Source organism: Aliihoeflea sp. 40Bstr573 (genome assembly GCF_024105655.1).
GTDB lineage: Bacteria > Pseudomonadota > Alphaproteobacteria > Rhizobiales > Rhizobiaceae > Aliihoeflea.
In genome coordinates, this window is sequence record NZ_JAAAMH010000010.1 from 51,414 (window position 1) to 69,686 (window position 18,273).

General features: G+C 64.1%; 18 protein-coding genes. 12 read left to right on the forward strand and 6 right to left on the reverse strand.

The features are described 5' to 3' along the window. Positions 1-111: 111 nt before the first annotated feature. The 4 genes from GTK01_RS13625 to GTK01_RS13640 all read left to right on the forward strand — a co-directional run bounded on the left by GTK01_RS13625 (position 112) and on the right by GTK01_RS13640 (position 3,983). Positions 112-1,581: a sensor histidine kinase gene (locus tag GTK01_RS13625; RefSeq protein WP_252926527.1), complete on the forward strand. Its 1,470-nt coding sequence runs from the start codon at positions 112-114 to the stop codon at positions 1,579-1,581. After that, entirely contained in the window at positions 1,571-1,954 is a 384-nt protein-coding gene (locus GTK01_RS13630) for a response regulator (RefSeq protein ID WP_252926529.1), read from the forward strand. The genes GTK01_RS13625 and GTK01_RS13630 overlap by 11 nt, the downstream gene beginning before the upstream one ends. 198 nt (positions 1,955-2,152) lie before the next feature. Continuing rightward, a complete protein-coding gene (locus GTK01_RS13635; protein ID WP_252926531.1) occupies positions 2,153-3,274 on the forward strand; it encodes a beta-ketoacyl-ACP synthase III in 1,122 nt (373 codons plus the stop codon). 94 nt (positions 3,275-3,368) lie between these two features. Continuing rightward, complete coding sequence (locus tag GTK01_RS13640; RefSeq protein WP_252926533.1) at positions 3,369-3,983, forward strand: MOSC domain-containing protein; 615 nt, start codon at positions 3,369-3,371, stop codon at positions 3,981-3,983. A gap of 62 nt (positions 3,984-4,045) precedes the next feature. On the opposite strand, the gene GTK01_RS13645 is transcribed toward GTK01_RS13640, so the two are convergent. Both GTK01_RS13645 and tsaA read right to left on the reverse strand, forming a co-directional pair. Continuing rightward, positions 4,046-4,360, reverse strand: a complete 315-nt coding sequence (locus GTK01_RS13645; protein ID WP_252926535.1) for a DUF2293 domain-containing protein — start codon at positions 4,358-4,360, stop codon at positions 4,046-4,048. Continuing rightward, a complete protein-coding gene (gene tsaA, locus GTK01_RS13650) occupies positions 4,357-4,863 on the reverse strand; it encodes a tRNA (N6-threonylcarbamoyladenosine(37)-N6)-methyltransferase TrmO (protein WP_252926537.1) in 507 nt (168 codons plus the stop codon). Before tsaA ends, GTK01_RS13645 begins: the two co-directional genes overlap by 4 nt. Before the next feature lie 78 nt (positions 4,864-4,941). Between tsaA and GTK01_RS13655 the strand changes: the two genes are divergently transcribed. Together GTK01_RS13655 and metF are read left to right on the forward strand one after the other, a co-directional pair. Further along, positions 4,942-5,967 (forward strand): metalloregulator ArsR/SmtB family transcription factor, encoded by a 1,026-nt coding sequence (locus GTK01_RS13655; RefSeq protein ID WP_252926539.1) that lies wholly within the window; start codon positions 4,942-4,944, stop codon positions 5,965-5,967. Continuing rightward, positions 5,967-6,878: a methylenetetrahydrofolate reductase [NAD(P)H] gene (gene metF / locus GTK01_RS13660; RefSeq protein ID WP_252926541.1), complete on the forward strand. Its 912-nt coding sequence runs from the start codon at positions 5,967-5,969 to the stop codon at positions 6,876-6,878. Before GTK01_RS13655 ends, metF begins: the two co-directional genes overlap by 1 nt. A 67-nt stretch (positions 6,879-6,945) precedes the next feature. On the opposite strand, the gene GTK01_RS13665 is transcribed toward metF, so the two are convergent. Both GTK01_RS13665 and GTK01_RS13670 read right to left on the reverse strand, forming a co-directional pair. Next, entirely contained in the window at positions 6,946-7,164 is a 219-nt protein-coding gene (locus GTK01_RS13665; protein WP_252926543.1) for a hypothetical protein, read from the reverse strand. 74 nt (positions 7,165-7,238) lie between these two features. Beyond that, on the reverse strand, positions 7,239-8,156 hold the full coding sequence (locus GTK01_RS13670; protein ID WP_252926551.1) for a DMT family transporter: 918 nt from the start codon (positions 8,154-8,156) through the stop codon (positions 7,239-7,241). 152 nt (positions 8,157-8,308) lie between these two features. Between GTK01_RS13670 and GTK01_RS13675 the strand changes: the two genes are divergently transcribed. Together GTK01_RS13675 and GTK01_RS13680 are read left to right on the forward strand one after the other, a co-directional pair. Next, positions 8,309-9,529 (forward strand): alanine racemase, encoded by a 1,221-nt coding sequence (locus GTK01_RS13675; RefSeq protein WP_252926552.1) that lies wholly within the window; start codon positions 8,309-8,311, stop codon positions 9,527-9,529. Positions 9,530-9,633: 104 nt separating this feature from the next. After that, on the forward strand, positions 9,634-10,137 hold the full coding sequence (locus tag GTK01_RS13680) for a hypothetical protein (RefSeq protein WP_252926554.1): 504 nt from the start codon (positions 9,634-9,636) through the stop codon (positions 10,135-10,137). Positions 10,138-10,140: 3 nt separating this feature from the next. Here GTK01_RS13680 and GTK01_RS13685 read toward each other — a convergent pair whose 3' ends face one another. Beyond that, positions 10,141-10,974, reverse strand: coding sequence for a glycoside hydrolase family 25 protein (locus tag GTK01_RS13685; RefSeq protein WP_252926556.1), 834 nt, complete (start codon positions 10,972-10,974; stop codon positions 10,141-10,143). Between the two features lie 179 nt (positions 10,975-11,153). Here GTK01_RS13685 and GTK01_RS13690 point away from each other — a divergent pair, with 179 nt between their 5' ends. After that, a complete protein-coding gene (locus GTK01_RS13690; protein ID WP_252926558.1) occupies positions 11,154-12,512 on the forward strand; it encodes a serine hydrolase in 1,359 nt (452 codons plus the stop codon). Between the two features lie 3 nt (positions 12,513-12,515). Here the strand turns inward: GTK01_RS13690 and GTK01_RS13695 are convergent, their stop codons facing one another. After that, positions 12,516-16,166, reverse strand: coding sequence for a hydantoinase B/oxoprolinase family protein (locus tag GTK01_RS13695; protein WP_252926560.1), 3,651 nt, complete (start codon positions 16,164-16,166; stop codon positions 12,516-12,518). A 186-nt stretch (positions 16,167-16,352) separates the two neighbouring features. Here GTK01_RS13695 and GTK01_RS13700 point away from each other — a divergent pair, with 186 nt between their 5' ends. From GTK01_RS13700 to GTK01_RS13710, 3 genes are all read left to right on the forward strand, one after another. After that, on the forward strand, positions 16,353-16,544 hold the full coding sequence (locus GTK01_RS13700; RefSeq protein WP_252926562.1) for a hypothetical protein: 192 nt from the start codon (positions 16,353-16,355) through the stop codon (positions 16,542-16,544). A 167-nt stretch (positions 16,545-16,711) separates the two neighbouring features. Further along, a complete protein-coding gene (locus GTK01_RS13705) occupies positions 16,712-17,422 on the forward strand; it encodes a DnaJ family molecular chaperone (RefSeq protein WP_252926564.1) in 711 nt (236 codons plus the stop codon). Next, on the forward strand, positions 17,419-18,189 hold the full coding sequence (locus GTK01_RS13710) for an N-acetylmuramoyl-L-alanine amidase (protein WP_252926566.1): 771 nt from the start codon (positions 17,419-17,421) through the stop codon (positions 18,187-18,189). Before GTK01_RS13705 ends, GTK01_RS13710 begins: the two co-directional genes overlap by 4 nt. Positions 18,190-18,273 lie beyond the last annotated feature (84 nt).

Consider the following 18,273-nt stretch of genomic DNA (forward strand, 5'->3'; position numbering starts at 1 on the left):
GCAATCGCGTTCCGGCCGCAAACAATTGTTATGGCGGCCGGAACCAATTGTCGGCAGAAGTGTTTCCGGGCTTAATGAGGGGCTGGTGGCGCAGGGCGCCGTTCAGGGAACATGCCGAATATCGATTTCAAGCAACTCTTTCATCGGCTTACCAGCCCCTACATGATCGTCGACAGGCAGTATCGCTATGTCGCGGTCAATCCCGCCTATGAGAAGGCGGTGATGCGATCTCAAGGCGAGGTCGAAGGCCGGTCGCTGTTCGAGATATTTCCGAATGACGGCGAGAGTGGTCGTGCGCTGCGCGCGTCGTTTGAACGCGTGTTCGTCACCGGCGAGACCGACACCATCGCGTATATTCCATACGACATCCCGCGTCCGGCCTCCCAGGGCGGTGGCATGGAGAAGCGCTACTGGACGGCGGTTCACGTGCCGCTGACCGACAATGAGGGCAACGTGGCCTACCTCCTGCAGAACACGGTCGACGTCACCGACATCGTGCGCTTGCGCGAGGCCGCTTCGCTGCCCTACCGGAGCTACTCGCCCGAGACGCAGCTCGTGGAGCGCGCGCGCGAGGCGGAGAACGCCCATCGCAGCCTCCTTGCGGAAAGCGCCGAATTCCGCCGCATGTTCGAGCAGGCACCGGGCTTCATTGCGGTGCTGACAGGCAGGGAACACGTCTTTACCTTTGCCAACGAGGCCTATACGCGCCTGGTCGGCGGACGGCAGGTGATCGGCAAGCCCGTCTCCGATGCGTTGCCGGAGGTGGCGGGGCAGGGCTTTATCGAGATGCTCGACCATGTCTACACGACAGGCGAGACGCGGGGCGGGGAGGGCATGCGTATCCTGCTGCAATCCCCCAGCGGCGAATTGCAGGAGCGCTATCTCGACTTTTCCTACGATGCGGTGCGCAATCTGGAAGGCGAGATCACCGGCGTCTTCGTGCAGGGCATGGACCGCACCGAAGCGGTGAAGACGCTGAAGCACCAGCGCCTGCTGCTTGACGAGCTCAACCACCGCGTCAAGAACACGCTGGCGACGGTGCAGTCCATCGCTGCCCAGACCCTGCGTGCTGCACCTGACCTGGCGACCGCGCGAAAGGATTTTGAGGGGCGCATCGTGGCGCTTTCCAAGGCGCACAATCTTTTGTCGCAGACCGCGTGGGACTCGACCACGATGGCGGCCCTTATCGCGCACGAGCTCGGGCATTATGATCGCGACCGGATATCGAGCCAGGGCCCGGACGTTACACTCAATCCGAAGGCATCGATTGCGGTCGCGATGGTGTTGCACGAGCTTTCCACCAACGCCGCCAAATACGGCGCGTTGAGCGGCGAGGCGGGCCGTCTCGATCTTGCCTGGTGGGTCGACGATGCCAATGGCGAGTTGCGGATCGACTGGAACGAGACCGGCGGCCCCCCGGTTTCGGCGCCGTCACGCACCGGCTTCGGCTCGCGGATGATGAACCTCGTCATGCGAGGCGAGTTGAACGGCGCCGTCGATGCACGCTATGAACCGCAGGGTTTCGCCTGTGCCTTGCAGATACCTTATTCATCCTATGGCAGGACCACGCATGTCGACTGACGCTGCGAGCAAACTGGAAGGGCTGAGCGTGTTCGTCGTCGAGGACGAAGCGCTCGTCGCGCTCAACCTCGAAGACATGCTGGCCGATTTGGGCTGCACCATCGTCGGGCCGGCGATGCGGGTTGCCAAGGCGCAGGAGATGCTGGCGCAGGCGCTTCAGGCCGACGTCGCCATCCTCGATGTCAACGTCGCCGGCGAACTGGTCTTCCCCGTCGCGGAGGAACTGGCCTCCAAGGGCATTCCGATCATATTCGCCACCGGTTACGGGCAGGCTGGCCTTCCCGAAGCCTGGCACGGGAATACGATCCTGCAGAAGCCCTATACGATGGAAGACGTCTCGGGCAGCCTGTCAAAGGCGGTTCGGCGGAGCTGACTTCGCCGATCTGTGGAGAACGTCGCGTTTCGCAGTCGCATCTGCGATTGTTCGATACGCTTTGACCAAAATGCTGTTTGCCTTAATCGGGCATAAAGGTTGCTTGCGCGACCTTGCATGATCGGCCGGCGGGGAAAAGAGGCGTGCGGCTTTGTCTTGGCCATGTGCTGTGGCCCTCGTACCGGCGAATGAGCGAGAATGAAACGCGTCATCATCAGTGGCATCGGAGCCGAGATTCCGACCGAGTCCATCACCAACGACGAACTGGTCCAAAGCTTCAATGACTGGGTCGATCTGGAGAACCCGCGGCGGGCCGAGCGGGGCGAGGCGCCGCTGGCAAAGTCCGACAGCGAGTTCATCGTCTACGCGTCGGGCGTGAAGAACCGGCACGTCCATACCCGCGACGGCATTCTCGACCCCCACCGGATGACGCCGCGAATCCCCGAGCGCAACGACGACGCGCTCTCGGTGATGGCAGAGTTCGGGGTCAAATCGGCCCGCAAGGCGATCGCCGATGCCGGCATCGATCCGGCCGATATCGACATGGTCATCTGCGCCGCCTCGCACCAGCAGCGGCCTTATCCGGCGCAGGCGATCGAGATCCAGAAGGAACTCGGAACGTCGGGCGCGGCCTTCGACATGAGCCTGGGCTGTTCCTCGGCGGCCGCGGGTCTTCATGTGGCATTCAACCTCGTCAGGACCGGGGCGCAGCGCCGGGTCCTGGTCGTCACGCCTGAGATCATCACGGGTCACCTGAATTTCCGCGACCGGCAGACGCACTTCATCTTTGGCGACGCCTCGACGGCGATAATCCTGGAAGGCGTGGACGGGCCGGAGGAGCGCCGCGGCCGCTTCGAGATCGTCGACACGCGAAGCTGGACGCAGTTCTCCAACAACATCCGTACCAATTTCGGCTTCCTCAACCGGGCCGGCCTCGAAGATCCGTCCGCCGTTCCGATGGAAGGCAACATGATCAAGCAGGTCGGCAACAAGGTCTTCAAGGAAGTGACCGTGGCCGGCCATCGCTTCATCGTCGATTTCCTGAAGGAGCATGGTCACACGCCGCAGGATATCCGCCGCTTCTGGCTGCATCAGGCCAATGCCCGGATGAACGCGATGATCCTGAAACTTTCATTCGGCCACGAGGTCGGTCACGACCGCGCGCCGATGGTGCTGGAAGAACTCGGCAACACGGCCGCGGCTGGCGCCATCATTGCACTGGAGCAGAACCATCGCGACATGCAGCCGGGCGATATCGGCCTGCTGTGCGCGTTCGGTGCCGGTTACTCGATCGGCGGCGTCCTTCTGCGGATGATGTGACGCATCGCTGACGTGAATGCGAACATCGCTCCAATTCACTGGATTTGGCGGATGAACTGCGTCACCTAGCCGTTTCCAGACGGAGACAGACAGCATGGCCGAATTGTTCGAGCGTCGCGACGACGAACCCGAGATACAACCCTCGCGCAAGCTCGCCGCCACGGCCTCCATAGTCTTGAAAGCGACGGGGCGAGATTTCGTGACGCAGCAGGTCGACAGTCTCGCGCTCGACTTTCGCGGGGTTGTCGGCGATTTCCACTATGGCGAGACGCGGCGGTCCGGCGGACGCGAGCCCTGGTATGCGCGCGGCACCGAAATGTGCAACGAGCGCCAATTGTCCATCGTCGCCACCGACGAATTGGTGGCCATCGCAAAGGCCATGGAAATCGAACGCATCGCGCCCGAATGGATCGGCGCCAATCTCGTCCTCGACGGTGTCCCGCGTCTTTCGATGCTGCCGCCCGGAACGATGCTGTTCTTCAAGGGCGGCGTTACGCTGAAGATCGACGGACAGAACGTGCCCTGCCGGCTCGCTGGCCGTTCCGTGGCCGAGCATGCCCAGATGGCGGACGCACAAGCTGGCGAACTGGCCTTCCCGAAGTACGGCCGACGCCTGCGGGGCCTTGTCGCCTGGGTCGAGAAGCCGGGCGTCATCGAGACGGGCGAGGCGGTCTCGGTGCGGGTGCCCGAGCAGTGGTTATACAGGTGAGGGGCGTGAGGCAGCAGGTCAGGGAAATCCCGGTGATCTTCGCCGACCGGCGGTAATCTCGCCTAATCCCCTTCCTCATCCGCCTCCACCAGCCTCGTCGCCCGCCACGTCGTCAGCACTGCGTTCATCTGGTCGATGACGAAATGCCGGGCGGAGTCGCGGTCGTAGCCTTCGTCGAGAAGCGCGTCGTAGTCGCTGTGTTCGTGGCGGACATGTGCGACTGTCGCGATCCAGACCGCGATCGAGGGCGGCAGTTCGCGCATCTTTCGTTGGCCAGCGGCGTCGCGGATCGCCTCGGCGTCGGAGAACGGCGCCAGCGGGATCAGAGCGGTCAGCGCCTTGGCCAGCGCCTTCTGGCGTCCGGTAGAGGGCTTCACGCGCCGTCCCTCCTGGCGACGACGGCATCCGGCACCGCATCGGTCGAGGCGATGTAGGGCTTGATGTCGAGTAGCGGCGTGCCGTCGAGGACGTCGATCGCTTCGAGATCGAGAATGCCATTCGCCTCGTCGACACCCAGAAGCCGCACCACATGAACGCCGATCGGATTCGGCCGCACCGGCGAGCGGAGCGCAAAGGTTCCCGTCGCATCGGGCCGGTGGCGCGGGCGCTGAAGGATGAGATTGCGTCCTGCATCGGCGAGCCAGGTCAGGAAGATGACATGGCTCGCGCCGTCCAGCCCCTTGAGGCCACGGCGGTATCGCTCATCGACCACCGCGCGCGCAGGCCGGCCGGTCTCGCGCGCAGCCGCCATGTTCCTGGGGCACTCGGCCCGGTTCGACCAAGGCGAAACGATGTGCCCGATGAAGACGATATGGCCGTCCGCTTCCATCTCGGCCGGGTCGAAGGGCAGGGCTTCCTCGCCTTCGCGTATGCCACTCATGCAAAAAGCCTCGTTCGCACTCTTGCCAAATCAACCAAAATACATAAACATATCTTTATGTCTTTTTCGGAGCCGTCGATGATTGCCTCCCCGTCCGCGCCTGCCATCAATCTGGCCTCGCTCGTTGATAGCTTGAAGGCTGCGGCCGAATCCAGCCGCATGCGCATTCTCGTCCTGCTTTCGCGGGGCGACCTGACCGTTTCGGACCTCACCGAGATCCTTGGCCAGTCGCAGCCGCGCGTCTCTCGCCATCTCAAGCTCCTGCTCGAATCCGACCTCATCGTGCGCTACCAGGAGGGCTCCTGGGCCTATTTCGGCCTGTCGGACAGCGACTGGGTGCGCGATTTCCTCTCGGCGATGATCGCGCGACTCGACGCCGCCGACCCGACCATCGAGCGTGACCAGGAACGGCTCGACGCCGTCAAGCAGCGCCGGCAGGCGCGCGCCAGCGACTATTTCAGCGCCAACGCGGCCGAATGGGATCGCCTGCGCTCGCTGCACGCGCCGGACAAGGCGGTCGAGGCTTCGCTTGCGCGCCTGATCGGCAAGAAGCCGTTCCAGTCGATGCTCGACCTTGGAACCGGCACCGCCCGCATGCTGGAGCTCTTTGCGCCGCTCTATCGCCGGGCCACCGGCATCGATCTTTCGCGCGAGATGCTGTCGGTCGCGCGCGCCAATCTCGACAAGGCCGGCATTACCCAGGCGCAGGTGCGCCTTGGCGACCTTTACGCTCCACCCGTCGAGCGTGACAGTTTCGACCTGATCGCCATGCATCAGGTGCTGCATTATCTCGAGGAGCCGGCGCTGGCGGTGCGCGAGGCAGCGCGTCTCCTGCGTCCGGGCGGCCGGCTCGCGATCGTTGATTTCGCACCGCATGCGCTGGATTTCCTGCGCGAGGAACATGCCCATGTCCGCCTCGGCGTCTCGGATGCGCAGATAAGCGACTGGCTCGGCGAGGCCGGCCTCGACCTGGAGGCGAGCGAAACCGTCCCGCATGGCGAGGCCGGCGACCAGCGCCTGACAGTCAGGATCTGGATCGCGCGCGATCCGCGCATAGAAATCGCCTCTCCCTTTCAATCCCCATCGCAAAAGGCGCTCGTCTGATGAAGGATATCCAGTTTTCCCGCCGCTCCGACCTCGGCAGCCGCATCAACGTTTCGTTCGAATTCTTCCCGCCGAAGAACGACGTGATGGAAGCGCGCCTGTGGGAGACGATCCAGCGCCTCGAGCCCCTTGCGCCCGATTTCGTCTCGGTGACCTATGGCGCCGGCGGCTCGACAAAGGAGCGGACCACGCGGGCCCTGGCGCGGCTTTCGAAGGAAAGTGCATTGGCGCCCGCCGCGCACCTGACCTGCGTCGATGCGAGCCGCGACGAGGTCGACGTCGTGATCCGTGAATTCGCCGAGCTTGGGGTCCGCCGATTCGTGGCGCTGCGCGGTGATCCGGCCGAAGGTGTCGGCGCGGCCTACCGCCCGCATCCCGACGGCTACCAGACCACAGCGGAGCTCGTGGCGGCGCTGCGCCGCATCGGAGAGTTCGACGTCTCCGTCTCCGCCTATCCTGAAAAGCATCCCGAAAGCGCCGATTTCGCCACCGATATCGACGTGTTGAAGCGCAAGGTCGATGCCGGGGCCACCCGCGCCATCACCCAGTTCTTCTTCGACAACGACGTCTATGAACGCTATGTCGAACGCGTGCGCCGGGCGGGCATCTACATCCCGATCGTGCCGGGCATCCTGCCGATCCACAATTTCGCACAGGTCGCTGGCTTTGCCGGCCGCTGCGGCGCGCATGTGCCGGCCTGGCTGGCCGACCGTTTCGCCGGTCTCGACAACGACCCGCAGACCCATGCGCTGATCGCCTCTGCGGTGGCTGCCGAGCAGGTGTTGGACCTGATCGAACGCGGCGTCGACGATTTCCATTTCTACACGATGAACCGCGCCGACCTCGTTTTCGCGATCTGCCATCTGATCGGTATCCGCCCGCGGGTCGAGCAGGCAAGCATCGCTGCCTGAAAATGCAGAAAGGCCGGGCGAACCCGGCCTTTCCTCTTCGTCTGATCGGTCTTTACAGGCTTCGTCGTCAGACGACGATGCCCATGACCAAGGCGCCGATGAACGCAAACGCAGCACAAATCATCAATGCATTGATAGGCCGGGCCAGTCCCATATGCGGTGCCTCCTCTACAGACTTCGCAATGACGGAATCTAGGCGAGTTCCTTTTTCAAGCAAGAAGAAATATTGCTGCAATGCGACACGTTTGTAGAAAATGCGACCCAACGGACCTTCCATCCCTTTCATTTTGCTGGACAATCCGAACTTAACGTCCTGTTCATAAATGAGACGGGCATGCGTCGAGATTGTGCCGTTTCGACCTATGCCCGCGGCCGGAGCAGGCGCCCGTCGATGACGACGAGGCCCGAACCGATGAGCGCCATGCCCGCCAGTTCGAAAAGGGCGAGCCGTTCGGACAGGAAGAGCGCGCCGAGCAGGATTGCGAAGACGGGCACGATCAGCGTCACCAGCGAGGCGTTGGTCGCGCCGGCGGAGGCGATCAGGGAGAAGAAGAGGATGTAGGCAATCGCGGTCGATACGAGCGCCAGGGCGATCACGGACGCCCATGCGTCGATCGATACGTCGCCAAGCATGCCGAGGCCTCCCGTCACGAGCACGACCGGAACCATGATGATCGTCGACGCGGTCAACTGGCCGGTCGCGACGACCGGCGGGGGGAGGGCCCGGAATCGGCGCGCAAAGATAGCCGCGCATCCGTATGACATCGCGGTCCCGACGAGCGCGAATTTTGCCCAGACCGGTCCGCCGAGCCCTGCGAGGAGGCCAGGACCGATCATCACCGCCGTTCCCGCGATGCCAAGGCCGATCCCGGCGAGTTTGCGGCTCGTCAGCTTCTCGTCATCGGTGAAGGCATTGGCCAGAATAACGGTCCAGAACGGTGTCGTCGCGTTCAGAACCGAGGCAAGGCCGGCTCCCAGTTCCGTCTGGCCGAGGAACATCAGCGAGAAGGGGATGACGTTGTTGAGCATGGCGAGCCCGAAGAAGGCGCCCGCCATCGGCAATGCGGCTGCGAAGGAGGGGCCGCGCGCCGCCAGATAGACATGCAGCGCCGCTGCCGCGATCGCAACGCGCAGCAGCACCAGGACGAGCGGGGAAATCTCCTGCACGGCGATGCGGGCGAAAAAAAACGAGCCGCCCCACAACAGGCCAAGCAGGACCAGCATTACCCAGTCTCGCATGGACATGTAGGTCGGGGCGGGAATCGCGGCGGTGGTCATTGCGGAAATCCTTTCGCTCCGCTCCCTACGCCCCGCCGCGAAGGCTCGCCACCCGAAAACGGTGGGCCAGCTTATCAACCGCTTTGCCTCGGCTTTCGGTACTATCTGTCATTCTCGTGCGTTAGTGTCGCGCCCAGTCCGCAGGAGATTCCATGCAGAAGTTCGACAATGCGCGTGAAGCCGCGCTCTCCCTTCGTCCTGACGATCCGGTCTATTGCTTCCGCCCCGAGGTGCTGAAGGCCGATGCGCGCGAGTTCATGGGCATGTTTCCCGGCAAGACCGCCTATGCCGTCAAGACCAATGGCGAGCCGATGGTGCTGAAGGCGCTCTCGGAAATCGGCGTCGACGCCTTCGACGTGGCCTCTCCGGCCGAATTCGCCGCCGTGCGCGGCGTCGCGCCGAATGCGGAGATGCTCTACATGCACCCGGTCAAGGCGCAGTCCGATATCCGGCTGGCGCTCGAGACGTACGGCATCCGCGTCATCTCGCTCGATCATGAGGACGAGATCACCAAGGTGACGCGCGTCGTGCGGGCGCTCGACATTGATCCCGGCCAGATCACCGTCTTCGTGCGCATCCAGACCAAGGGCAGCGCGGCCTATGAACTGTCGAAAAAGTTCGGCGCCTGGCCGGCCGCGGCGGTGGAGCTGATGCAGCGCCTGCACCGGCAGGGCTACAAGGTCGGCATCTGCTTCCATGTAGGCAGCCAGATCGAGGACCCCGATACCTACGAGCGCGCGCTCGCCTCGGCCGACTGGGTGCGCAATCGATGCGGCGTGCCGATCGCCGGTCTCGACGTCGGCGGTGGGTTTCCCGCCGAATACGGCCACGACCCCAACCGCAAGAAGCCGGTCATGCCCTCGCTGGGGCAATTGATGTCGCGGCTTCGCGGCGACCTGAACGAATGGGGCTTTTCCGATGTGCCGCTCGTCGCCGAGCCCGGCCGCGTGATCGTCGCGCGCGCCTTTTCGCTGATCGTCCGCGTTCTGCTTCGCAAGGGTCGCCGGCTCTACATCAACGATGGCATCTGGGCCTCGCTGTCGGATTCGTGGACCGGCAAGATCACGCTTCCGGCCCGGTTCATCCCCGATCCCGCCATTCGCTCGCGGAATGGCAAGGCGGAGAACATCGTCCCGTTCAAGGTGTGCGGCGCGACCTGCGATTCGGTCGACATCCTGTCACGGCCCTTCTGGCTACCCGAAACGGTCGATACCGGCGACTGGATCGAGATCGGCCATATCGGCGCCTATTCGCTGTCGCTGCGAACGCGTTTCAACGGCTTTTATCCCGACACGTTCGTGGAGGTGAAGACGCCGTTCGACGAGGGCAGCGAGCCGGAAGGCTTTGCCAGCCTCGAGACGATGGCGGACTGACGATCACATTTCGTTCAACTAGATAAAAGTTAATTGGAGAAATCCGCTCTCCATGTCGTGATGGTGCCGTAGGGACATGTGCTTGACCAATTGCGGGGTCTTTCATGCAGCTATCACTGGCGATTGCGGCCGCCATCGTCGCTCTCTTGGCGACGAGTTCCATATCTCACGCGCAATCGCGCGGTTCAGCCTATGAGTCCGTCTTCGGCAAGTGCCGGGGCGAAACCTGCATCATCCGCGACAATCCGGGCGGCGACGTGCGCAAGTTCCTTGCGGCCGCCAAGGAAATCCGCCGCAGCGGCAAGCGCGTCGTGATCGATGGACAATGCGCTTCGGCCTGCGCCATCTTCGCGGACGTGGCGCGCGAGCGGGTCTGCATCACCAAGCGCGCCACGTTCGGCTTTCACAAGGCGAGCGTCTTTCGGGCCCAGGTCACCGGCAATGTGCGCAAATGGGAGCGAATCCGTCGCCACGATCCCGAACATTCGAGCGACATCGCCAACTGGGTCTACCGGAATGGCGGGTTCCCTGTGAAAGGGCTCAACGTCATGCCAGCGAGCGAGGGCGCGAAGTTCTGGCGCCGATGCGAATTGCGCACGCGCCGCTGATCGTCAGCTCGTCGACGTGTTCTTCGCGACCCAGTCGCGCCACTGGCGCACCGAGCCGTTGAAGACGTTGATGTCGGCGTCGCCATTCTTTCCGGGCACGATGCCGGTGCCCGTATACTGCCAGAACAGGAAATTCTCGCCCTCGTAGCGGTCGTGGGGGTGCGCGGCGACCGAGCGCAGCCACCAGTGGTAGCCCTTGAACGTGTCGAGCCTGTTGTCCTCGTAGAAATCGACCGAGGTGTAGATGATCGGCCGCTGGCCGTAATGGCGCTCGATCGCGTCTAGGAACACCTTCATCTCGCGATGGACGATCTGCCAGTTCGGCCGCAGCTTGCAAGAGGGGGAGAGATGGTTCCACTCCATGTCGAGCACGTGGGGCAGGGTGCCCGCTTCCTTAGGCACGTTGCGGATGAACCATTGTGCCTGCTCGATCGCGGGCCGGCAGAAATAGAAGAAGTGGTAAGCCGAGCGCGGAATGCCGTTCGCGCGCGTGGCGGCCCAGTTCTGGTGGAACCGGTCGTCGACCCTGTCGCCGCCTTCCGTCGCCTTGATGAAGGCGAAGGAAATGCCTGCCGATTTCGCCTTCGGCCAGTCGATCTCGCTTTGGTATTTCGAAACGTCCGTGCCGTGAACCGCATAGGCCCAGGGCGCCTTGCCCTTCCAGTCGGTGGGCTTGCGGTCGCCGAAGCGCGGATGGGTGACCATCACCGGCGCATCGACCGCCATCGCCGCGGGGGAGGCGTTGGCAGCGGTCGGCGCGATCGCGGCAAGGTCCAGTCCTGTCGAGGAGCAGCCGGCGAGCGTTGCGGCGAGAAGGGCTGCGATGAGTGCGCGCATGGGAAATCCGGGTGCTGGCCGGTCTGTGCCGGTGATTCGTTCACGTCGAAGATCGGGTTCACATGGTTGAGGGCACGTTAACAACGGGCCGATCCGCGCGCGATGACCTTGCGGCAACACTTGCTTTCCAATCGCTAACGCGATGAATTCACCGCGCAATGCCTGCGGGGAGGTTTCGAATGCGGCTATTGGTCAAGCTTCTGAAGGGCGCGCTCGTCGTTCTTCTCGTGGCGGTCGCGGCATTGGCCGGCTGGCTCTATTTGGCGCCGCCGGACCTGATCCGCGTCGGCACCGGCTATACGGCGAAGATTGTCTGCTCGAACGTGTTCATCGCCGGACGTGACCCGCAGGAAGTTCTGGCTGTCGACGTGCAGGCGCCGGGGCATCCGCTGCTCGGGTTCATCGACATCGATGTCGACCGCGAACGCGAGGTCGTCTCCGCTGCGCTTCTCGGCCTTTTCGGGCGCAACCAGGCCGTCCATCGCGAGGGTCTTGGCTGCGCCAGCGTCCCCGTAGGCGAAATCGAGCGCGTTCCCGCGGTCGGGGCTGCGGCGCACGTGGAGCCGGTCGAGCGGGACGCCGCCGCGCCGTGGCCGGAAGGCGAAGGGGTTGCCGATGCGGACCCGGCCGTCGCAGCGATCCTCGACGACGCCGAAATGGTCGGTCCCGGCATGCGCGCCGTCGTCGTCGTGCGCGACGGGCGCATCGTCGGCGAGCGCTATGGCGAGGGTTTTTCGGCGAACACGCCGCTTCTGGGCTGGTCGATGACCAAGACCGTCACCGCCGCCATTCTGGGCACGCTCGATGATCGGCTGCCGCGCGATGCCGCCTCGCTGCGTCCCGGCTGGTCAGACGCGCGCAGCATGATTACGGTTGCCGATCTGATGGCGATGTCGAGCGGGCTCGAATTCAACGAAGATTACGGCGCGGTCGCGGACGTCACCCGCATGCTCTATCTTGAGTCCGACATGGCGGGCTTTGCGGCCGACAATCCGCTCCTTTACCCGCATGGCACCGAGTTCAGCTATTCGAGCGGCACGAGCGTGATCCTGTCGCGTCTTTGGCAGGACAGGTTCGACGATCAGCAGCAGGCGCTGAGCTGGCCGCGCCGCGCGCTCTTTGCGCCGCTGGGTATGGAAAGCGCCGTTCTGGAAACCGACGCGGCCGGCACCTTCGTCGGCTCGTCCTATCTCTACGCCACCGCGCGCGACTGGGCGCGCTTCGGCCAGTTCCTGCTTCAGGGCGGAGAATGGGACGGCACCCGGATCCTGCCCGCCGGCTACGTCGACTGGATGCGCGAGCCGGCCCCGGCGTCCGGCGGAACCTATGGTCGTGGGCAGCTTTGGCTCGCCGGCCCCGAACGCGGGCGCCAGGCCGAATTGCCCGACGACACCTACTGGCTACGCGGCCATGACGGCCAGTCCATGGCCATCGTGCCGTCGAGCAGGCTGATCGTGCTCAGGCTCGGCCTCACGCCTTCCAGCCTCGACTATTCGCCAGCGCCGATGATTGCGGCGCTGGTTGCGGCCGGGGAGTAGGGCCTACCGCCCAAATCCGCCTGGCGTGGGCGTCGTGACGATCACCGCCTCGCCGGCTTCGAGCACGGTCTGGTCGCAGGCCTTGAGGGTTTCGACCTCGCCCGAGAGCCGGCGCACCTCGGTCTTTCCGACCTTGCCGTCGCCGCCGCCTTCGACGCCGCGAGGCGGGTGGGAGCGGTGGGACGACAGGATTGCGCAGTCCATCTGTTCCAGGAACCGGATGGTGCGCCGCGTGCCATTGCCGGCGTTCCACTTGCCCGTGCCGCCGGACCCGTCGCGGATGTGGAAATCCTCGAGCAGGACCGGGAAGCGCAGTTCCAGCACTTCGGGATCCGTGAGACGCGAGTTCGTCATGTGGGTGTGGACGCCCGACGTTCCGGCGAAGCCCCGCCCGTCATTCATGCGCCCGGCCGGCGAGCCAGAGCAGATCGTCTCGTAGTACTGGTACTGTGCGTTGCCGAAGGTCAGGTTGTTCATCGTGCCCTGCGCATTGGCGAGCGCGCCCATTGCGCCGAACATCGCGTTTGTCACGTGCTGCGAGGTCTCGACATTGCCGGCGACGACCGCGGCCGGATAGCTTGGCCGCAGCATGCAGCCATCGGGGATGATGATGTTGATCGGCCGCAGGCAGCCCGCATTCATCGGGATGTTGTTCTCGACCATGACCCGGAATGCATAGAGCACGGCCGCGCGCGCGACCGGTTCGGGCGCGTTGAAATTGTTCTTCATCACGGGCGAGGTGCCGGTGAAGTCGACCGTCGCCTCGCGCATGTCGCGGTCGATGGTGATTTTCACCTTGATCACCTGGCCCGTGTCGGTCGGATACTCATATTCCGACACGTCGGGCAGACGTTCGAGGACGCGGGCGACGCTTTCGGCCGCATTGTCCTGCACATGGCCCATATAGGCCTCGACCACGTCGAGCCCGAAATGGGTCACCATCTTGCGCAGTTCCGCGACGCCCTTCTCGTTGGCGGCGATCTGCGCCTTGAGGTCGGCGACGTTCTGGTGGGGATTGCGGGCCGGGTAGGGGTGGTCGGTCAGGAGATCGTGCAGTTCGGTCTCACGGAACCGCCCCCGTTCGACGATGCGGAAATTGTCGAACAACACGCCTTCCTCATCGACCGTGGTCGCCAGCGGGGTCATCGAGCCGGGCGCCGTGCCGCCGACATCGGCATGGTGGCCGCGCGAGGCCGAGTAGAACAGGATTTCCTCGCCTGCATCGTCGAACACCGGCGTCACCACCGTGATGTCCGGCAGGTGCGTCCCGCCATTATAGGGGGCGTTCAGCGCGAACACGTCGCCCGGGTGGATGTCGCCCTCGTTCAGGCGAATGATCGTTTCGACAGAGCGGTCCATCGAGCCCAGATGAACGGGCATGTGCGGTGCGTTGGCGACGAGCGCGCCGGTACGGTCGAAGACGGCGCAGGAGAAATCAAGTCGCTCCTTGATGTTGACCGAGTAGGCCGTGTTCTGGAGCGTCACGCCCATCTGCTCCGCGATCGACATGAAGAGGTTGTTGAAGACCTCCAGCATGACCGGATCAGCCTCCGTGCCGAGCGCGGCCTGCCGCCGCTTCTTTTCCACACGGCGCATCAGTACATGGTCCTTGGCGGTGATCTGCGCCTCCCAGCCCGGCTCGACGACGATGGTCTGGTGGCTCTCGATGATCAGCGCCGGCCCGGCGACCCGGTTGCCGGGCGCAAGCCCCTCGCGGCGATAGACGCCCGCCTCGTGCCAGGCGCCCTCGCAGAACATGCGCCGGCGCTCGTCGGTCGAGGCATCGGCATCATGCGTCGCCACGTCCGCCTCGTCGCGGCCAGCCGCGCGGGCATCCTGCCCCTCGACGCTGATCGCCTCGACCACCATCGGCTTGTTGTCGTAGACGAAGCCGAACTGCGCCTTGTGCGCGGCCTCGAAATCCTTGCGCGCCGTCTCGAGCGATCCGTCGAAGGGAACGGGAAGCGCGGTGTCTGTCCCGTCATAGCGGATCTGGAGGATCGGACGCCAGGACAGGTCGGCCTCGCCTATGCCCTGTTCGGAAAGCTCGGCGAAGACGGCCTTGAGCAGATCCTCGATCGTGGCATCGATGTCACCGCGCGAGGCGTCATCGAGCGGCTTGACCAGCGCCTGCTGGCGCGAAGCGAAGACGGACGAGAGGCCAATGCCATAGGCCGAGAGCAGGCCGGAGAAGGGATGGACGAGGACCGCCTCCATCCCGAGCGCGTCGGCGACGAGGCAGGCGTGCTGGCCGCCAGCGCCGCCGAAGCAGTTGAGCAGGTATTCCGTAACGTCGTAGCCGCGCTGCACGGAAATCTTCTTGATCGCGTTCGCCATGTTCTCGACGGCGATGGTCACGAAACCTTCTGCAACAGCCTCGGGCGTGCGACCGTCGCCAGCCTGCGCGGCCATCTCTGCGAAGCGGTTCCGCACGACCTTCGTGTCGAGCGGCTCATCTTGTCCGGGGCCGAAGATCGCCGGGAAATAGTCCGGCACCAGCTTGCCCAGCATCACGTTCGCGTCGGTGACGGCGAGCGGGCCGCCGCGCCGGTAGCAGGCCGGGCCAGGATTGGCGCCAGCCGAATCCGGGCCGACCTGGAAGCGTCCGGCCTCGAAATGCAGGATCGAGCCTCCGCCGGCAGCAACCGTGTGAATGCGCATCATCGGTGCGCGCACGCGCACGCCTGCGACCTCCGTATCGAAGGCGCGTTCATATTCCCCGTCATAATGTGCGACGTCGGTGGAGGTGCCACCCATGTCGAAGCCGATGACCTTGTCGAAACCTGCGAGCTTCGCCGTCTCGACCATGCCGACGACGCCGCCGGCGGGGCCGGACAAGAGCGCGTCCTTGCCCTGGAACTTGTCGGCGGCGGTCAGTCCACCCGACGACATCATGAACATCAATCTGGGACTTGCGGCTGCGGCGTGGTTCTGCGCCGACTGTCCCGCTCCAAGTTCTGCTGCCACTTGCGCCACGTAGCGCGCCAGAATCGGCGAGAGATATGCGTCGACGACGGTCGTGTCACCGCGACCGACGAGCTTCATCAACGGCGAGACGCGGTTCGAGACCGAGATCTGCCCGAAGCCGGCCTTTTCGCAGAGGCCCGCGACGGCTTCCTCGTGCGCGGGGAACTTCCACGAATGCATGAAGACGACGGCGACAGCGTCGAAGCCGTCCGCGCGAGCCTTCGTCAGTTCCGCTTCGACCGCGCCGAGATCGGGTTTTGCCTCCACCGTTCCGTCCGCGCGAACGCGTTCTTCCACTTCCACCACCCGCTCATAAAGCTGTTCGGGAAGGATGATCTCCTTGGCGAAGATTTCCGGCCGCGCCTGGTAGGCGATGCGCAGCGCGTCGCGGAAGCCCTTCGTGATGAGAAGCAGCACCCGGTCGCCCTTGCGCTCGAGAAGAGCATTGGTCGCGACGGTGGTTCCCATCTTTATGTCGCCGATGCGCCCGGCCGGGATCGGCGCGCCTTTCTCGATGCCGATCAGGTCGCGGATGCCCTGGATGGCAGCATCGCGGTAGGCTTCCGGGTTTTCGGAGAGGAGCTTGCGCGGGTGCAGATTGCCGTCGGGGTCGCGGCCGATGACGTCTGTGAACGTGCCGCCACGATCGATCCAGAAATCCCAGCGTCCCGACTTCTCACCCTGCATGGCCGTCTCCTCTTGGTTCCGTGTCCGGTGGTAGTCGGCTTTCGGCTTTGGAGCAACGGCGAGCGGCGTGGATCAACAGTGCTGTAATATGGAGTCACCCAACGTTACGAAACGAACTCAATGGCCGAGCATTTCTATTCCGAACGCCTGCTACGGCGGGCGCCACTGAGAGAAGGAGAAATCCAAATGAAGAAGATCATTCTTGCTTCCGTTTCCGGTCTTGCCCTGATGGGTCTTGCTGCCTGCACCGACGCCGAGGATCCGGCGGCCGTTGACACGGGCGCACCGGTGACCACCGAGAATCCGGCTGCGGCTCCGGCCGACACGACCACGCCGCCCGCTTCCACGGACGGCATGGCTCCGGCACCGGCTGAATAAGTAGCCCGCTCGGAAGATTCCAAAGGGGGTCGGCATTAGCCGGCCCCTTTTTCGTCGGGGAAACCGGGAGGGTGATGCCCGCTTCTTTCTCCCCGTTTCCGCTCAGCCGAATATCCCTTCCAATCTGGGGTCGCCAAGTCGCGCCAATCTTCGTAGAACCGGAATCAATGTCGATCTGGTTCCGCCTCGGAGATTTCGTTTCACGCGTGTCGTCGAACGCGCTGGTGTCGCTTGCCGACGCCATCCGTTCCCTTGTCACGACCGACCCGGAACTGCGCCGACGCGTCTCGTTCTCGATCGCGATGATCGCGCTTTCGGCAAAGATGGCCAAGGCCGACGGCGTCGTCAGTGCGCGCGAAGTCAACGCCTTTCAGGAAATCTTCGAAATTCCCGAAGAGGAAGCGCGAAACGTCGCGCGGCTTTATGATCTTGCAAAGCAGGACGTTGCAGGGTTCGACGCCTATGCCCGCCAGATGGCGGGGCTTTGCGGTTCGGGCCAGCCGAACTGCGCCATGCTGGAAGACATCCTCGACGGGCTGTTCCACATCGCAAAGGCCGATGGATACATCCATGAGCGCGAACTCGCCTTCCTCGCCGCCGTGGCCGAAATCTTTGAAATCGATGAGCCTCATTTCGAACGAATCCTGGCGCGGCACACATTCGGGGCGGACAGCGATCCATACCTGGTGCTCGGATTGGCGCCGGACCTGCCCTTCGAGGAGGTTCGCAGGGCCTATCGCAAACTCGTTGCCGAAAACCATCCCGACCGGCTGATTGGGCGCGGCGTGCCGGAAGAGTTTGTGGCGATCGCGACGGCGCGGCTTGCAGCCATCAATGCCGCATTCGAGATGATCGAGCGGCAGCGGATGCACGCATGACGGGCTTCGTGGTGGATTACGCCCTGGCCGAGCCGCGGGTCTCCCCCAATTTCGGACCACGCCGCGAAAACCTGACGATCGACAGCCTGATCCTTCACTATACCGGCATGCCCACAGGCGAGGGCGCCGAGGCGTGGTTGTGCGACACGGCGAGTTCCGTCTCCTCGCACTACATCGTCCATGAGGATGGCCGCGTGGTGCAGATGGTGCGCGAGGCGGACCGCGCATGGCATGCGGGCCAGTCCTTCTGGCGCGGTTGTCGCGACATGAACTCCTGCTCGATCGGCATCGAGATCGTCAATCCGGGCCATGACGGCGGCCTGCCGCCCTTCGCCGATGACCAGATCGAGGCCGTGATCGCACTTTCGAGGGACATCATCGCGCGCAACGAGATCGCGCCCGAGCGCGTGCTCGGCCATTCCGACATCGCGCCGGGGCGCAAGGTCGATCCGGGCGAACGTTTTCCCTGGGGGCCGCTCGCCGAAGCCGGGGTTGGTCATTTCGTCGCGCCGGCACCCGTCCAGGGCGGGCGGTTTCTGTCCGCAGGCGACCTGGGTGAGCCGGTCGAAGCATTGCAGTCAATGCTCGCTCTGTACGGCTATGAGGTCGAGATCAATGCGGTCTTCGACGACCGGACGAAGCAGGTTGTCGAGGCGTTTCAGCGCCATTTTCGGCAGGACCGCGTCGACGGCGTCGCGGACCGTTCGACGATCGAAACGCTGCACCGGTTGCTCTCGGCCCTGCCGGCAGGGCTTGCCACGCGCTGAACTCTTTCATGACGTCCTGAAATCCTTTGTGATTGGTCGGGTCATCTTTGCGACCGGTTCGGCCCGCAAGTCGCGGGTGCAGAC

Coding starts and splice junctions, on each gene's coding strand:
- GTK01_RS13625 (WP_252926527.1), top strand. CDS start 112: ATGCCGAATATCGATTTCAAGCAACTCTTTCATCGGCTTACCAGCCCC.
- GTK01_RS13630 (WP_252926529.1), top strand. CDS start 1,571: ATGTCGACTGACGCTGCGAGCAAACTGGAAGGGCTGAGCGTGTTCGTC.
- GTK01_RS13635 (WP_252926531.1), top strand. CDS start 2,153: ATGAAACGCGTCATCATCAGTGGCATCGGAGCCGAGATTCCGACCGAG.
- GTK01_RS13640 (WP_252926533.1), top strand. CDS start 3,369: ATGGCCGAATTGTTCGAGCGTCGCGACGACGAACCCGAGATACAACCC.
- tsaA (WP_252926537.1), bottom strand. CDS start 4,863: ATGAGTGGCATACGCGAAGGCGAGGAAGCCCTGCCCTTCGACCCGGCC.
- GTK01_RS13655 (WP_252926539.1), top strand. CDS start 4,942: ATGATTGCCTCCCCGTCCGCGCCTGCCATCAATCTGGCCTCGCTCGTT.
- metF (WP_252926541.1), top strand. CDS start 5,967: ATGAAGGATATCCAGTTTTCCCGCCGCTCCGACCTCGGCAGCCGCATC.
- GTK01_RS13665 (WP_252926543.1), bottom strand. CDS start 7,164: ATGAAAGGGATGGAAGGTCCGTTGGGTCGCATTTTCTACAAACGTGTC.
- GTK01_RS13670 (WP_252926551.1), bottom strand. CDS start 8,156: ATGACCACCGCCGCGATTCCCGCCCCGACCTACATGTCCATGCGAGAC.
- GTK01_RS13675 (WP_252926552.1), top strand. CDS start 8,309: ATGCAGAAGTTCGACAATGCGCGTGAAGCCGCGCTCTCCCTTCGTCCT.
- GTK01_RS13680 (WP_252926554.1), top strand. CDS start 9,634: ATGCAGCTATCACTGGCGATTGCGGCCGCCATCGTCGCTCTCTTGGCG.
- GTK01_RS13685 (WP_252926556.1), bottom strand. CDS start 10,974: ATGCGCGCACTCATCGCAGCCCTTCTCGCCGCAACGCTCGCCGGCTGC.
- GTK01_RS13690 (WP_252926558.1), top strand. CDS start 11,154: ATGCGGCTATTGGTCAAGCTTCTGAAGGGCGCGCTCGTCGTTCTTCTC.
- GTK01_RS13695 (WP_252926560.1), bottom strand. CDS start 16,166: ATGCAGGGTGAGAAGTCGGGACGCTGGGATTTCTGGATCGATCGTGGC.
- GTK01_RS13700 (WP_252926562.1), top strand. CDS start 16,353: ATGAAGAAGATCATTCTTGCTTCCGTTTCCGGTCTTGCCCTGATGGGT.
- GTK01_RS13705 (WP_252926564.1), top strand. CDS start 16,712: ATGTCGATCTGGTTCCGCCTCGGAGATTTCGTTTCACGCGTGTCGTCG.
- GTK01_RS13710 (WP_252926566.1), top strand. CDS start 17,419: ATGACGGGCTTCGTGGTGGATTACGCCCTGGCCGAGCCGCGGGTCTCC.